12 protein-coding genes and 1 pseudogene are annotated in these 16,003 nt (G+C 67.2%); 7 read left to right on the top strand and 6 right to left on the bottom strand.

What is annotated here, in order from left to right; genetic code table 11:
- Positions 1-412: 412 nt before the first annotated feature.
- From AC1UKG_RS07595 to AC1UKG_RS07580, 4 genes are all read left to right on the top strand, one after another.
- Positions 413-2,050: a peptide ABC transporter substrate-binding protein gene (locus AC1UKG_RS07595; RefSeq protein ID WP_482642629.1), complete on the top strand. Its 1,638-nt coding sequence runs from the start codon at positions 413-415 to the stop codon at positions 2,048-2,050.
- A gap of 277 nt (positions 2,051-2,327) precedes the next feature.
- Positions 2,328-3,965: a peptide ABC transporter substrate-binding protein gene (locus tag AC1UKG_RS07590; protein WP_482642630.1), complete on the top strand. Its 1,638-nt coding sequence runs from the start codon at positions 2,328-2,330 to the stop codon at positions 3,963-3,965.
- A gap of 280 nt (positions 3,966-4,245) precedes the next feature.
- Positions 4,246-5,883: an ABC transporter substrate-binding protein gene (locus tag AC1UKG_RS07585; RefSeq protein ID WP_018813339.1), complete on the top strand. Its 1,638-nt coding sequence runs from the start codon at positions 4,246-4,248 to the stop codon at positions 5,881-5,883.
- Between the two features lie 178 nt (positions 5,884-6,061).
- Positions 6,062-7,042: a DUF817 domain-containing protein gene (locus tag AC1UKG_RS07580; protein ID WP_482642631.1), complete on the top strand. Its 981-nt coding sequence runs from the start codon at positions 6,062-6,064 to the stop codon at positions 7,040-7,042.
- On the opposite strand, the pseudogene glpK reads toward AC1UKG_RS07580, so the two are convergent.
- Positions 7,043-8,562: pseudogene (gene glpK / locus AC1UKG_RS07575) on the bottom strand (glycerol kinase GlpK).
- 266 nt (positions 8,563-8,828) lie between these two features.
- On the opposite strand from glpK, the gene AC1UKG_RS07570 reads away from it, so the two are divergent.
- Entirely contained in the window at positions 8,829-10,043 is a 1,215-nt protein-coding gene (locus AC1UKG_RS07570) for a D-alanyl-D-alanine carboxypeptidase family protein (RefSeq protein ID WP_482642632.1), read from the top strand.
- Positions 10,044-10,050: 7 nt separating this feature from the next.
- Here the strand turns inward: AC1UKG_RS07570 and AC1UKG_RS07565 are convergent, their stop codons facing one another.
- From AC1UKG_RS07565 to AC1UKG_RS07555, 3 genes are all read right to left on the bottom strand, one after another.
- Entirely contained in the window at positions 10,051-10,773 is a 723-nt protein-coding gene (locus tag AC1UKG_RS07565) for a GAP family protein (protein WP_482642633.1), read from the bottom strand.
- Positions 10,774-10,924: 151 nt separating this feature from the next.
- Positions 10,925-11,563 carry a hypothetical protein gene (locus AC1UKG_RS07560; protein WP_482642634.1) on the bottom strand — a complete coding sequence of 213 codons (639 nt, stop codon included), beginning with the start codon at positions 11,561-11,563 and terminating at the stop codon, positions 10,925-10,927.
- Between the two features lie 92 nt (positions 11,564-11,655).
- Entirely contained in the window at positions 11,656-12,276 is a 621-nt protein-coding gene (locus tag AC1UKG_RS07555) for an L-threonylcarbamoyladenylate synthase (protein ID WP_018742339.1), read from the bottom strand.
- A gap of 72 nt (positions 12,277-12,348) precedes the next feature.
- Here AC1UKG_RS07555 and AC1UKG_RS07550 point away from each other — a divergent pair, with 72 nt between their 5' ends.
- Positions 12,349-13,119 (top strand): FkbM family methyltransferase, encoded by a 771-nt coding sequence (locus AC1UKG_RS07550; protein WP_482642635.1) that lies wholly within the window; start codon positions 12,349-12,351, stop codon positions 13,117-13,119.
- A gap of 62 nt (positions 13,120-13,181) precedes the next feature.
- Here AC1UKG_RS07550 and AC1UKG_RS07545 read toward each other — a convergent pair whose 3' ends face one another.
- Both AC1UKG_RS07545 and pdxY read right to left on the bottom strand, forming a co-directional pair.
- A complete protein-coding gene (locus tag AC1UKG_RS07545; RefSeq protein WP_018813350.1) occupies positions 13,182-14,534 on the bottom strand; it encodes a nicotinate phosphoribosyltransferase in 1,353 nt (450 codons plus the stop codon).
- 130 nt (positions 14,535-14,664) lie between these two features.
- The gene (gene pdxY, locus AC1UKG_RS07540) at positions 14,665-15,516 is read right to left on the bottom strand and encodes a pyridoxal kinase PdxY (protein WP_018742336.1); all 852 of its coding nucleotides are present in this window, start codon (positions 15,514-15,516) and stop codon (positions 14,665-14,667) included.
- Between the two features lie 120 nt (positions 15,517-15,636).
- Between pdxY and AC1UKG_RS07535 the strand changes: the two genes are divergently transcribed.
- On the top strand, positions 15,637-15,972 hold the full coding sequence (locus AC1UKG_RS07535; protein WP_482642636.1) for a hypothetical protein: 336 nt from the start codon (positions 15,637-15,639) through the stop codon (positions 15,970-15,972).
- Positions 15,973-16,003: the final 31 nt, after the last annotated feature.

Genomic DNA, 16,003 nt, shown 5'->3' with positions numbered 1-16,003 from the left:
CTCTCCGCCGCGATCTTGCCGGCGCCGGGACCGGAGCCCCCCGATCCGGACCTTGTTCCCCATCTCGCCGAATTCCGTTAATTGGTCAATCAACACAGATAAAGCCTACGCATAGTTGCATTCGTATCGCCGATCATCCACTTTGCTGAGCCGCACCGCCCGCGACGTAAACCGATCAACGAGCCGCACCAACTGTTCGGTGATGCGGCACCACCTGGTTGGCCAATGGGTATCTCCACAACTCCAAGAACACGGTTGCCGAATGCGCTGGATCAGTCCCGGGACGGGTGTACGGACCGTTCCGGCAAGGTACCGGATTGATAACGCGCCTGTTCGCCATCACGATTTTGGTGTCACAGTGGCAAAACACTTCGACGCCCTCGTGAGCCGAGCGCCCTGAGGAGGCACTCCTATGCGCGGGAAACTCCTGAAAGTGGTAGTAACGGCGACCGTTACCGCCATGCTGGCCACCGCCTGTACCGGCAGCGGCGACGACCCAGCGGAAGAAAAAGATCAATCTGGCGGCACGCTGCGGGTCTATGCTGCAGAGCCAAAGCACCTGCTGCCGTCCGCTGCCAATGACGAGCCGGCGATCTATGTGATTCGTCAGCTCTATCGCGGTCTGGTCAGGTACAACGCCGACACCGGTGAACCGGAGATGGATCTCGCCGAGTCGATCGATTCGGACGACCGAAAACTCTGGACGATCAAGTTGAAGGACGGCTACACCTTCGACAACGGTGAGCCGGTCAACGCCGACTCCTTCATCCGCTCGTGGAACTACGCCGCCTACGCGCCGAACGCGCAGAACAACGGCTACTTCATGAAGCGCATCGCCGGCATCGACGCGGTCCTACCCAAGGACCCCGACGGCGAGGGCCCGGCGCAGGCCCCCGAGCCGTCCGCCGAGACGATGTCCGGCCTGCAGAAGGTCGACGACCTGACCTTCACCGTCGAGCTCAAGGAACCCTTCACCGGCTTCTCAACGGTGGTGGGATATTCGGGGTTCTTCCCGATGGCCCAGGCCTGCATCGACGATCCGGATACCTGCAACGAGACCCCGATCGGCAACGGCCCCTACAAGATCGACGGTCAGTGGGAGCACGAGGTCGAGATCAACCTGGTCCGCAGCGACACCTGGAAGGGTGAGCCGGGCAAGCCGGACGAGATCTACTACCGGATCTTCGCCGACATAGACTCCGCCTACGCTGCCTTCCAGGCCGGCGAGCTGGACGTGATGTACACGATCCCGCCGGAGCGCTTCAAGGAAGCCCAGGCCAGCTACAGCGACCGGCTCTACGAGCAGGAGGGCGACAGCTTCAACTACGTCGGCCTACCGCTGTACGACGACAGCTTCACGGACAAGCGGATCCGCCAGGCGTTCTCGATGGCGATCGACCGGCAGTCCATCATCGACGCCGTCTTCGACGGCCGGTACACCCCCGCCACCGGCTTCGTCGCACCGATCTTCGACGGCGCCCGCGCGGGTGTCTGCACCTACTGCGAGCAGGACGTCGAGAAGGCCAAGAAGCTGCTCGAGGAAGCCGGCGGCTGGCCGGACGGCAAGAAGCTGACTCTGTGGGCCAACGCGGGCAGCAACCACGAGGCCTGGCTGGAGGCGGTCGGCAACCAGATCAAGAGCGCACTGGGCATCGACTACGAGCTGAAGGTCAACCTGCAGTTCGCCGAATACCTGGAAAGGGCGGACAATCGAGAGTTCACCGGCCCGTTCCGGCTCGGCTGGGGCCCGGACTACCCCTTCATGGAGACCTATCTGGCTCCGGTCCATGGCACCGGCGCCGACAGCAACGCCACCACCTTCAGCAACGCCGAGTTCGACAACCTGCTGAAGCAGGGTGACTCCGCCCCGTCCCTGGAGGAGGCCATCCCCTTCTATCAGCAGGCCGAGGACATTCTGGCCGAGGAGCTGCCGGTCATCCCGATGTTCTGGCGCAAGGAGGCGGCGCTCTACAGCGAGAACGTCGACACCTTCATCTGGAACGAGGTATCCGGCGCCGCCTACGGTGAGATCTCAATGAAGCAGAACTGAGCCAACGGGCTGATCCAGCCCATTGGAAAAGGTGAGCAGCAGTCGTGGATCATCCTCAGCCGATCTCCGGGCCGAGACCAACGACTACTGCCACCCTGACCACTACGCCGGCACCACCACCGAACACAGATTCCGGAAAATCAATTTTCGGACTGGAGAACACACTGCTCCGCCCAGAGGTCGAATCGATAACACGCCTATTCCCCATCGTGTTTGGTGTCGGAGTGGCAAACACTCAGACACCCTCGTGAGCCGAGCGCCCTGAGGAGGCACTCCTATGCGCGGGAAGTCCCTGAAAGTAGTAGTAACAGCGACCGCCACCGCCATGCTGGCCACCGCCTGCACCGGCAGCGGCGACGACCCAGCGGAAGAAAAAGATCAATCTGGCGGCACACTGCGGGTCTACGCCTCGGAGCCGGCGTACCTACGGCCCTCCGCCGCAGATGACCAGCCAGCGATCTACGTGATCCGTCAGCTCTACCGTGGTCTGGTCAAGTACAACGCCGACACCGGCGAGCCGGAGAACGACCTGGCCGAGTCGATCGAGTCGGAGGACCAGAAGCTCTGGACGATCAAGTTGAAGGACGGCTACACCTTCGACAACGGTGAGCCAGTCGACGCCGACTCCTTCATCCGCTCGTGGAACTACGCCGCCTACGCGCCGAACGCCGAGAACAACGGCTACTTCATGAACCGGATCGCCGGCATCGACGCGGTCCTGCCCAAGGACCCGGACGGCGACGGCCCAGCGCAGGCCCCCGAGCCGACAGCCGAGACACTGTCCGGCCTGAAGAAGGTCGACGACCGGACCTTCACCGTCGAGCTCAAGGCGCCGTTCAGCGGCTTCCCCACGATTGTCGGATACTCGGGATTCTTCCCGATGGCCCAGGCCTGCATCGACGATCCGGATGCCTGCAACGAGACCCCGATCGGCAACGGCCCCTACAAGATCGACGGTCAGTGGGAGCACGAGGTCGAGATCAACCTGGTCCGCAGCGACACCTGGAAGGGTGAGCCGGGCAAGCCGGACGAGATCTACTACCGGATCTTCGCCGACGTGGACAGCGCCTACTCCGCCTTCCAGGCCGGCGAGCTGGACGTGATGTACACGATCCCGTCGGCACGCTTCAAGGAAGCCCAGGCCAGCTACAGCGACCGGCTGTACGAGCAGGAGGGCGACGTCATCAACTACGTCGGCCTGCCACTGTACGACGAGAGCTTCACGGACAAGCGGATCCGCCAGGCGTTCTCGATGGCGATCGACCGGCAGTCGATCATCGATGCCGTCTTCGACGGTCGGAACGTTGCCGCTACCGGCTTCATCGCGCCGCTCTTCGAGGGCGCTCGCGCGGATGTCTGCACCTACTGCGAGCAGGACGTCGAGAAGGCCAAGAAGCTGCTCGAGGAAGCCGGCGGCTGGCCGGAAGGCAAGAAGCTGACCCTGTGGGCCAACGCGGGCAGCAACCACGAGGCCTGGCTGGAGGCGGTCGGCAACCAGATCAAGAGCGCACTGGGCATCGACTACGAGCTGAAGGTCAACCTGCAGTTCCCCGCGTACCTGGACGTTGCGGACAACCGGGAGTTCACCGGCCCGTTCCGGCTCGGCTGGGGCCCGGACTACCCGTTCCTGGAGACCTTCCTGACTCCGCTCTACGGCACCGACTCCGACGGCAACAACACCACCTTCAGCAATTCCGAGTTCGACAAGCTACTGGCGCAGGGTGACTCCGCCGCGACCACGGAGGAAGCCATCGCCTTCTACCAACAGGCCGAGGACATCCTGGCCGAGGAGATGCCGGTCATCCCGATCTACTGGCGTAAGGAGACAGCGGTCTACAGCGAGAACGTCGACACCTTCGTCTGGAACCAGGTCTCCGGCGCTGACTACGGAGCGATCTCGCTGAAGCAGAACTGAGCCTCAGCAACCTGATCCAACCCGTGGGAAGGGGGTGGCAGCAGCCGCGCATCGGCCCGGACGACCTCCGGGGCCGAAGCCCAACGGCTGCTGCCACCCCGACCACTACGCCGGCGCCGCCAACGGACGTGGTTCGGACAAATCGCTCCGGACTGATGTACGCACCGTCCCGGCCGGGTATCGGGTTGATAACACGCCTTCTCGAAATCGCGTGTCTGGTGTCACAGTGACAGGCACCTCACACCCCCTCGTGAGCCAAGCGCCCTGAGGAGGCACTCCCATGCGCGGGAAATTTCTGAAGGTGGCGGTCGCAGCGACCGCCACCGCCATGTTGGCCACCGCCTGTGGTGGTGGCAGCGACGATTCGGAGGACTCTGCCGGCCAGGCCGGCGGTCAGCTGCGGGTCTACGCCTCGGAGCCGGCGTTCCTACTGCCATCCAATGGCGACGACGAGCCGTCGATCTACGTGATCCGTCAGCTCTACCGTGGTCTGGTCAAGTACAACGCCGAGACCGGCGAGCCGGAGAACGACCTGGCCGAGTCGATCGAGTCGGAGGACCAGAAGCTCTGGACGGTCAAGCTGAAGGACGGCTACACCTTCGACAACGGTGAGCCGGTCAACGCCGACTCCTTCATCCGCTCGTGGAACTACGCCGCCTACGCGCCGAACGCGCAGAACAACGGCTACTTCATGAAGCGCATCGCCGGCATCGACGCGGTCCAGCCCAAGGACCCCGACGGTGACGGCCCAGCGAAGGCACCGGCGCCGAGCGCCGAGACGCTGTCCGGCCTGCAGAAGGTCGACGACCTGACCTTCACCGTCGAGCTCAAGGCGCCGTTCAGCGGCTTCCCGACCATTGTCGGATATTCGGGATTCTTCCCGATGGCCCAGGCCTGCATCGACGATCCGGAGGCCTGCAACGAGACCCCGATCGGCAACGGCCCCTACAAGATCGACGGTCAGTGGGAGCACGAGGTCGAGATCAACCTGGTCCGCAGCGACAGCTGGAAGGGCGAGCCGGGCAAGCCCGACGAGATCTACTACCGGCTCTTCGCCGACGTGAACAGCGCCTACTCCGCCTTCCAGGCCGGCGAGCTGGACGTGATGTACACGATCCCGCCGGAGCGCTTCAAGGAGGCCCAGGCCAGCTACGGCGACGGGCTGTACGAGCAGGAGGGCGACAGCCTCAACTACGTCGGCCTGCCGCTGTACGACGACAGCTTCAAGGACAAGCGGATCCGCCAGGCATTCTCGATGGCGATCGACCGGCAGTCCATCATTGACGCCGTCTTCGACGGCCGGTACACCCCCGCCACCGGCTTCGTCGCACCCATCTTCGACGGCGCCCGCGCGGGTGTCTGCACCTACTGCGAGCAGGACGTCGAGAAGGCCAAGAAGCTGCTCGAGGAAGCCGGCGGCTGGCCGGAAGGCAAGAAGCTGACGTTCTGGGCCAACGCGGGCGCCGGCCACGACGCCTGGCTGCAGGCGGTCGGCGACCAGATCAAGAACACGCTGGGCATCGACTACGACCTGAAGGTCAACCTGCAGTTCCCCGAGTACCTGGCTGTTGGTGACGCCCGGGACTTCACCGGCCCGTTCCGGCTCGGCTGGGGTCCGGACTACCCGTTCCTGGAGACCTACCTGACTCCGCTCTACGGCACCGACTCCGACAGCAACAAGACCACCTACAGCAACGCCGAGTTCGACAACCTGCTGAAGCAGGGTGACTCCGCCCCGACCATGGAGGAGGCCATCGCCTTCTATCAGCAGGCCGAGGACATCGTGGCTGAGGAGCTGCCGGTCATCCCGATGTTCTGGCGCAAGGAGGCGGCGCTCTACAGCGAGAACGTCGACACCTTCGTCTGGAACCAGGTCTCCGGCGCTGACTACGGAGCGATCTCGCTGAAGCAGAACTGAGCCTCAGCAACCTGATCCAACCCGTGGGAACGGGGTGGCAGCAGCCGCGCATCGGCCCGGACGACCTCCGGGGCCGAAACCCAACGGCTGCCGCCGCCCCGAATCCGGGAGGGCGACAACGGCGAGGCGGCCCTGGTCGGTCAACACCGGCCAGGGCCGCAGCGATAGCGTTCACGAAATGACCCCACCCCCGCCCGAGGACAATGCGGTATTCACCGGACCGGAACGTGCCCTGGACCGTCGGGTGCACCGGTGGCTCGAGCATGCTCCGCGTACCGGCTGGAGAGCCTGGGCGGTTGAACTCGCCGCCTTCACCGCCAAGCAGGCGTGGGCCTGCGTGTTCGGCGCCGCGATGCTTGCGGTGCTTGTCGCGGCCCGACTGTGGTGGCCCGACGACGCCGCGCTGGCGCGCAACGACGCGCTGACGCTCGCGGCGCTCGCGATCCAGGTCGTCATGGTCACCACGCGGCTGGAAACACTGCGGGAGCTCCGGGTGGTGGTCCTGTTCCATCTCGCGGGTACCACCATGGAGATATTCAAGACCGAGGTCGGCTCGTGGGCCTATGCCGACGACGGCGTTCTCCGGCTCGGGCAGGTGCCACTCTTCTCCGGCTTCATGTACGCCGCGGTCGGCTCCTACCTGGTGCGCGTGTATCGCCTGTTCGACCTACGCTTCGACCGCTATCCACGGCAGTGGCTGACCGCGGTGACGGCGGCGGCGATCTACGTCAACTTCTTCACCCACCACTACCTCGCTGACCTGCGTTGGCTGATCACGGCCGGGGTGGTCGTGGTCTTCGGCCGGTGCATCATGCATTTCCGGGTCTTCCGGCGCCACCTGCGGATGCCGGTGCTCTGCGCGTTCGGGCTCGTCGCAGTCTTCATCTGGCTCGCCGAGAACATCTCCACCTGGTCACACGCGTGGACCTACCCCAACCAGGCCGAGGGCTGGGATCCGGTGTCCGTGAGCAAACTGGGGTCGTGGTTCCTACTAATGATCATCTCGGTGGTCTTGGTGGCGTGGGTGTATCCGCCACGACCCGTCTCCGGTTCGCCCGGTGCCGCGGGGGAACGGGAAGAGCGGGAGGCGGGAGTGCCCGGCCACCCGGGCTCCCGCCCAGCCTCCCCGGAGACGTCCAGCGCGACCAGACTCGGCTGATCAGTCGAGATCAACCCAGTCGAGGGTCCGCTGCACCGCCCGCTTCCAGCGGTCATACCCGGCCTCGCGCTGCTCCGAGGACCAGGTGGGTTGCCAGCACTGGCTCTCGTTCCAGTTCTCGCGCAGCTCGTCGGTACTGCGCCCGGAAGCCAACCGCCAGACCCGCAGCGTAGGCGGCGCCGAGTGCGGTGGTCTCGGCGACCGTCGGGCGGCTCACCGGAACACCGAGGATGTCGGCCTGCAACTGCATGCACAGGTCGTTCTCCGTGACACCCCATCCACCTTGAGGCGCCCCAGCGTTACGCCGGAGTCCTACGCCATGGCCTCGGCGACGTCTCGGCTCTGGTAACAGATCGACTCGAGGGTGGCGCGTGCGATGTGGGCGTCGGTGTTGAACCGGGACAGGCCGACGATCACGCCACGGGCGTCGGAGCGCCAGTACGGGGCGAAGAGGCCGGAGAACACGGGCACGAAGTACACCCCCGCCACTGTCGTTCACCTGGCGCGCCAGGATCTCACTCTGCGCCGCCGAGTTGATGATCTTCAACTGGTCCCGTAACCACTGCACGGCAGACCCGGTGACGGCGATCGAGCCCTCCAGCGCGTACACCGGCGGCTGGTCGCCGAACTGGTAGCAGACCGTGGTGAGTAGGCCGGCCTGGGAACGGACCAGCTCGGTACCGGTGTTGAGCAGCAGGAAATTGCCCGTACCATAGGTGTTCTTGGCCTCCCCCGGGGCACAACAGACCTGGCCGACGGTGGCTGCCTGCTGGTCGCCGAGATCCCCGGTGAGCGGGACCGCGCCGGTGAACGGGCCATGGGCGGCGGTGACGCCGTAGGAGTCCGGGTCAGACGACGGTCGGATCCGCGGCAGCATCGCCCGCGGGATGCCGAAGAAGGACAGCAGTTCGTCGTCCCAGTCCAGCGTCGCCAGATTCATCAGCATGGTGCGACTGGCGTTGGTCGGATCGGTAACGTGCACGCCGCCCGCGGTGCCCCCGGTCAGATTCCACAACAGCCAGGTGTCGGTGTTGCCGAAGATGGCCTCCCCGCGCTCGGCCGCCTCCCGCACCCCGTCCACATTCTCCAGAATCCACTTGATCTTGCCGCCGGAGAAGTATGTCGCCGGTGGCAGGCCGGCCTTTTGACGGATCACCTCGCCTTTACCCGAACGTTCCAATGCGGAGGCGATCCGGTCGGTCCGGGTGTCCTGCCACACGATGGCGTTGTGGTGGGGACGACCGGTCCGACGATTCCACACCACGGTGGTCTCCCGCTGGTTGGTGATCCCGAGCGCGGCGAGGTCGCTGACGGTGAGGCGATGCTCGTACAGCACGGTCCGGATCACCGTCTGGGTACGCTCCCAAATCTCCACCGGGTGGTGTTCGACCCGCCCCGGGTCGCGGCAGGATCTGCTGATGCTCGAGCTGGTGGCGGCCCAAGTCGGCACCAGCGTGGTCAAAAACCATGAAACGGGTGCTGGTGGTGCCCTGGTCCACCGCGGCAACGAAATCGGCCATTCGAGTGCTCTCCTTCGCAGGTCGTCCGGACGAGTCGATCAGACGCGGCGCGGGCGGGGTGCCGCAAATCAGACCAAAAATGGGGTGGGCAGCAGGTCTGGTTCTGGTCGAATACGCCCCGAGGCTCCCGGAGTGGAGGAACGGTACGCCCGACGTGAATGCCGAACAGGCGGGTGCCTCCACGCACACCCTTCTCCCTGGCGCCGATTCGCCGCGCTTCTCCTAACCACCGCGGGCTCGGCCGCGCCCCCACTACCGTCCCTCATGTGACTATCCGTCGAATCACCGTGTCAGCCGTCGTCATGGCGGTAGGGGCCATCGTCGTGTCGCCCGCCGCACCGGTCACGGCCCACAGCCGGACAGCCAACACCGGAGCAGAGCCATGCCCCACTGTGGCGACAGCGACCCGGCCGGCTGGCACGCCCTCGCCGCCTCCGGTCGGCCCCGCCGAAGCCGCCGTCGGCGGTGCCGGGCTGGCCACCACCGGGTTGGTCGTGCCGGCCGGAACCCCGACCGCGCCGGCGGTCACCGCGACCTCCTGGGTCGTCGCCGACCTCGACAGCGGCCAGGTCCTGGGGGGCTGTGGCCCACACCAACACCGCACTCCCGCGAGTGTCCAGAAGCTTTTGCTCGCCGCGGCCCTGATGCCCCGGCTCGACCCGACGACAGTCGTCGAGGTAGCCCGCGACGATCTGCACGACCTCGACCCGGCGAGCTCCCTGATGGGGGTGGTCGCAGGCGGCCGGTACACGGTTGAGGAGCTGTGGCTGGGGCTGCTCCTGCAGTCCGGTAACGATGCGGCCAACGTCCTGGCCCGGCTCGGTGGTGGTGCCGACGGCCGGGAAGGCGGGGTAAGGGTGATGAACGAGGAGGCGGCGCGGCTCCGGGCCAACCAGACCCACGCGGCGACACCGTCCGGGCTGGACGGGCCCGACCAATACACCAGCGCCTACGACCTGGCGCTGATCGCGCGGGCCGCTTTCGCACGCGAGGACTTCCGCCGGTACATCGCCACCCGTGCGGCGAGTGTGCCGTCCGCACCGGGCCGCTCTGCGCTCGCCCTCACCGGTGACAACACCCTGCTGGGCAGCTACCCGGGAATGGTCGGCGGTAAGACGGGTTTCACCGACCTGGCCCGACAGACCTACGTCGGCGTGGCCGAACGCGACGGCCGGACGCTCACGGTGACCCTGCTCGGTGCGGAGACCGCCCCACTGGGCAGCTTGGGTGAGGCCACAGCGTTGCTCGACTGGGGCTTCGCCCTCGCCCCCGACAAAGCGGTCGGCGACCTGGTCACCCCGGATCAGGGCGGTCAAAAGAAGGACGAGCAGGTGGTCGTGGCCGGTGATGAGGGCCCCGGGACGGGCACCTACTCCCGGTCGGTGATGTCGGTCGTGATCGGCACCGTAGCCGCCCTCGGGACCGTCCTGGTTGGCGTCTTCGCCGGATGGCGGCGGGCCAGTCGGCGCATGGCCGGCTGAGCAGCCCTCAGGTCGCCCGCGACAGCGCGGCGAAGAGCTCCAGATGGTTGGCGGCGTCGCGCGCGAGGAGAATGCCGATGATGCCCACGATCCAGCCGGTGGTCTCGGCCGCGTTGCGCACCATCCACCGGTTTACCGCCGCGAGCACCGGCTGCACCAGCCCGGCCGCGACCAGGCGTGCCGCCAGCAACACGAGTGCGGGCAGCACCATGACGACGCAGTAGCCGGCGAGCACGGCGACGCTCGCGGGTAACGTCAGCGCGGACGCGCCGAGCAGCCCGATAGCCGCCAGGTAGGGCAGCATCGTGGTGGCCTCCAACGTCACGGCAGCCAGGGCCAGCCCGACCAAAGCCGAGGTGGATTCGCGCCCGCCCATGGTCCGCTCGCGCCAGCGCAGCAGGCGACCCGGCTGCGGTTCAGCCGACCCTCGCTTCCAGCCGATGACCAGGCCGAAGCCGAGCAGGCCGATCCCCACCGCGAGTTGCACCACCCGGAACGGCGTAGTTTCCAGCACGGGACGCACCGCGGCGAGCAGGGCCGCCGCACCGACGAGCAGCGCCACGCCGAGCACGAGATAGCAGGCGGCGACCGTGGCGAGGAAGACCAGCAGCCGGCTCGGGCGCAGCCGTCCCGGCGCCAGCATCATCCAGATCGGGATGAGTAGCGTTCCGAAGCTGGTGCTGTCGATCAGAGCCAGGACGACGAGCGATCCGATCAGGGCCAGGTCCACGGTGCGCTCCCCCTCCGAGTCACGGGTGCGATGTTAGGGCGAGGTCGCAACAGGGCTGTTCTGGGCCCACGCCCTGGGTGCGGCCGGTCTTACCGACCCACCCATGTTGCACCACCGTAGGAGGGGCAGCTCGACCGCAACGTTTACTGAATCACCTCATCAGCGTGTCGGTTTCAAGCCAGGTGAACTTGATCAGTCGACCGTTACAGGTGAAAAGGACTCCGACTCGAATTAGATCCACATCCACATGCTCCTCGGTGAGCAGGACCGACAGCTCCCCCACATCGGGATGCGTGGCAGAGATGAAAAAATTGGACCCCTGGAACGCCGACCCGCCACGCGGGTGGTCCTCCATCACTGGAATATCCACATAGTGACGTGCCGCCCTCTCCGCCAACCCTGACGACCCCCAGGAATAGCCGTCACCTTGAAGCGCCCTCACGTCCGCGAATCCAGAGTGAGTCACATAGACAACGAAACTACAGTCGGTGGCTGGCCATCGAGTCCGCTGTTCATCAGTCCACTCGGCCACCACCAGCACGTTCTCTCCTGGCGGAAGTCCTCCCCTACGCGGGTACGGAGACAGCTCAGCCCACGCCTGCTGCGCCTGGTCGGCGTTCAGCACACGAGCTGAGTAGGAGCCCGCTATTCGAACGTCAATGCTGGACCAGGCACCCGCCCATCCCGCCACCGAAACGACGGAGGCCACAACCACCGTGGCGATCACTATTACCCAGCGGCGGTAAGTACGCATAACGGAAATTTGCTCCCCGAAGTTCCCGTGGCTCACTGGCGGGACCCTACCCGGATCTACACAGGCAGACCACCTCGACGAAATAGCTGACCGATAGCAAGTTCATGGCTATCGATGCGGCAACCTAGCTACTCGAAGCGGGACGGGTCCCCCGCGCCATGACGTAGCACCTCGGGCTCGTCGCCCGACAGGTCAACCACGGTGGTCGGCTCCTTGCCGCAGTCGCCGGCGTCCAGCACGCCGTCGAGCACGTGGTCCAGCCGTTCCTTGATCTCCCACCCCTGGGTCAACGGCTCCTCCGCCCCGGGCAGGATCAGGGTGCTGGAGACCAACGGCTCACCGAGCTCGGCCAGCAACGCCTGCGCGACGGCGTGGTCGGGCACCCGCACTCCCACGGTGCGCTTCCGCGGATGCAGCATCCGGCGCGGCACCTCGCGGGTGGCTGGCAGAATGAAGGTGTAGCTGCCCGGGATGCAGGACTTCACCAACCGGAACACCGCGTTGCTGATCTGCACGAACTGACCCATCTGCGCGAAATCCCGACAGACCAGCGTGAAGTGGTGCCGCTCGTCGAGCCGGCGAATCTCCCGGATCCGGTCCAGCCCGTGGCGATCACCCAGCTGAGCGCCGAACGCGAAGCAGGAGTCCGTGGGGTAGGCGATCAGGCCACCGTTCCGGAGCAGCCCGACGACCTGCCGCAGGGTCCGGGGCTGCGGGTTGACCGGGTGCACGTCGTAGTACCTCGCCATGGGCCGAGCCTAGTAGCCCGCACGTGTGCCGCCGAGGTAGCCCGGCTCCGGCCCGGCGTCTAGGGTCCGATCGTGCCCGTCAACCTCGAGGTGGTCGATGCTCTCCGGGCCGACCCCGCCGCCAGTTCCCTGCGCCCCTCGCTCGACCTTTCATACGGTGACCCCGGTCGCACCACCGCCATGGATCGCTTCCACACCCAGTTCGTCCGCCCCGACGATCTTGTCTTCGACATCGGGGCCCACGTGGGCGACCGCACCGCCAGCTTCCGCCGGCTGGGTGCCCGGGTGATCGCCGTCGAGCCGCAACCGCTCTGCGCCCGGAGCATCCGGGCCCTCTACGGCGACGACGATCAGGTAACGGTGGTGGAGGCGGCGTGCGGCACGGCGACCGGCCTTGTGGAGCTCCACATCAACTCGGCCAACCCCACCGTCTCGACCGTGTCACCGCACTTCGTCCAGGCCGCCGACGGCGCCGAGAACTGGCAGGGGCAGGTCTGGGACGCACGGCTGGCCGTCCCGGCCACCACCCTCGACGTCCTCGTCGCCGAGCACGGCCTCCCCGCCTTCGTCAAAATCGATGTTGAGGGCTTCGAGGATGCCGTCCTCGCCGGATTGAGTCACCCACTGCCGGCGTTGTCGTTCGAGTTCACCACGGTCGCGCGGTCGGTGGCCCAACGAGCGCTCGACCGCGCCGTCGCGCTCGGCTTCACCCGCTTCAACCTGGCCCTCGGGGACGCGATGACGCTGGCCGAGCCGGCCTGGCTGACCGCCCCCGCGCTGGGTGCGCTCCTCGACTCCCTGCCGCACTCCGCCAACTCCGGTGATGTCTACTGTCGGAGGTAGGCCGCTACGACCGGCGCTACCAGCGACGCGCCAGCGGCCCGGGGGCAGATTGGCGCGGGACGCTATCCCGACTGCCTGCCCGTGCGACCCGAGCGGGCCGCCGCTGCCACCCGCTCGTGCAGGCCGGCAAGCTCCGGGCTGACCGTCACGGCCGGCGGAACCGGTGTGGTCAGCCGTCGGGCTGGCTCGGGCAGCCATGCCAGGTCCGCCTCGAATCGGTCCCGCGCGGCCCGTACGGCCTGGGCCGCGGCCGCGGTGTCGAGCCGCCGTCCGGCGCGCATGACCGGCACGAGCAGCGGCTCCCGACCTGGCGACGACGCTTCGGTGTGCAGCCCGAGGAGGTCGCCGTCGGCGCCACTGGGGTCCCGGAAGACCTGCTTCGCACCCGGCAGGGTGACCTTGCCCGACGACAGCTTGACCACTGGTCGGTCGCCGTAGCTGACCAGCTTGTACGCGCTGTCCAGGGACGGCGCGTCCGCGGAGACCCCCATCCTGGTACCGACGCCGTACCCGTCGATCGGGGCATCGGCCGCGACCAGCCCCGCGATGGCCTCCTCGTCCAGGCCCCCACTGGCCATTATCTTGACCTCGGTCAGGCCCGCCGTGTCGAGGATCTCGCGGGCCTGCCGGGCCAGCGCGGCCAGGTCCCCGGAATCCAGCCGGACCCCCGCCGGACCGCTCCGTCCGAGCTCCGTGAGGACATCAACCGCAGCCTGTACGCCGGCGGGCGTGTCGTAGGTGTCCACCAGGAAGATCGGGTTGACCGGGAAGTCGCTCGCGAAGGCGCGGAAGGCGGCCCGCTCGTCCGGGAACGCCTCCACGTACGAGTGGGCCATCGTGCCGGACGGTCGCAGCCCGTACCGCCGGGCTGCCTCCACATGACTGGTCGCGGCGAACCCGACGATCGCGGACGCCCGGGCCACACCGGCACCCGCCGCCAGCCCATGGGTGCGGCGGAACGAGAAGTCGACCAGCTCCGCGCCACCGGCGGCGAGCCGACACCGCGCCGCCTTACTGGCGATCGTGGTCTGGAACGTGATCAGGTTCAGCAGACCGGTCTCGACCAGCTGCGCCTCGGCGAGCGGTGCCGTGACCTCGAGCAACGGCTCGTCGGCGAAGACGATCCGCCCCTCCGGCACCGCCCGCACGTCTCCGGTGAACCGGAGCGGGGCGAGCGCCGCCAGGGCCGACTCGTCGAAACCATGGACCTCCCGCAGGTAGGCCAGCTCGTCGTCAGCGAACGAGAAGGTCTCCAGAAACGTCAGCGCCTCGTCGAGCCCGGCGGCCACCAGGAAGCCACGGCACTCCGGTAACCGGCGGGAGAAGAGGCTGAAGGTGGCGGGTGCGGTCAGGTCGTGGCGCAGGTAGCTGGCGGCCATCCGAAGCTCGTAAAGGTCGATCTGGAGACCGGTCATGTCGCCTCCTCCGCGGGTGTCCGGACCGTCCGACGCTGGGCGGTCCGGACACCACCAACTCTGGTCGACGCAGAGTCGCGGTGTGCCGGGAACGGCACATGCACCGCCAGAGGTGTCGAGCAGCTCCGGATCAGCGCAGTCGGCGGGCGGTGAAGCCCGGCGGCGGGCTGGCGATCGACTCCTGGGCCGCGACCAGCTGGAGTTCCCGGGTACCCGCCGCCAACGTGGCCGCAAAGATCCGGAAGATGCTCGCGCTGGTGCGCTCCAGCGCGGTCGCGGGCGAATCAGTGGTCCACAGGTGTGCGAGGTAGAGCGCGGCCGTGACGTCCCCGCCCCCGTTCGGGCTGATCGGCAGCATCGGTGTGGTCACCGCCCAAGCCCCCTCCTCGGAGACGGCCACCAGCTCCAGCTGCTCCTCCGGCAGGTCCCGGTGGAGCACGCTGGTGACCAGTACGTGCCGCGGCCCGGTCGCCCGCACCTTGTCGACCGCCGCGAGTAGCTCCGCCAGCGTCTCGGTCCGACCGCCGGCGAGATACTCCAGCTCGAACTGGTTGGGGGTGATGATGTCCGCGTTCGGTACGACCGCGTCACGCAGGTACTCCGGGATGCCGGGACGAGCGAACATCCCCCGCCCCACGTCGCCCATCACCGGATCGCAGCAATAGACGGCGGCGGGGTTGACGGCTTTCACCCGGCGGACCGCGTCAATGATGACCTCACCCATCGCCGGGTCGCCCTGGTATCCGGAGAGCACCGCATCGGCCTGGGCAAGCACTCCGCGGTCGGCGATGCCCGCGATGACCTCGGCGACATCCGCAGGCGCCAGCAGCGGCCCACGCCATGCGCCGTAGCCGGTGTGATTGGAGAAGTGGACCGTCAGTACCGGCCACACCTCGTGGCCGAGGCGTTGCAGCGGAAAGACGGCGGCGGAGTTACCGACGTGGCCGTAGGCAACCGACGACTGGATAGACAGGATTCGCACCCGACCATCATCGTGGTTGGGGTCGCGCCAGTTCCCACTACCCCCGCCCCGACGTGCCCGTTCGGCAGAAGCGGCGCGGAGTGGAGGTAGTATCGCAGCAGCTCAGAAGGGGGGCCCGAGATGTCCGATACTACCCACCATCGGCCCGTAACCGGCAGCGGCCGTCCGAACGAGGTGAGCGACCCACTGCTGTGGGGGCTTGGCCTCAAGGTGGCGGACGCGCACCAGCCGGACGCTGCGGGCACCGATTGTGTGAACCTGCTCTGCGCCGGCCAGGTCTGGCCCTGCACCGCCTGGCAGTCCGCCCAGCGCGCGCTTCGGATGGCCCAGACACCATCCGGGCAGCGGCCCGCCGACCCGCGGCGAGGGCGGACGGACGAGTGGAGCGCCTCCCACGTCGGCCCGCCGCGTCCCACCACGCCGGAGCAGCAGCACCACCGCGACATCGCCGCCTGAGCACCGGTCGCCGCACGGCGACCGGTGCGCT

This window comes from Salinispora sp. CH2A1_6, from assembly GCF_056820975.1.
This window is presented reverse-complemented; position numbering and strand designations above follow the sequence as displayed.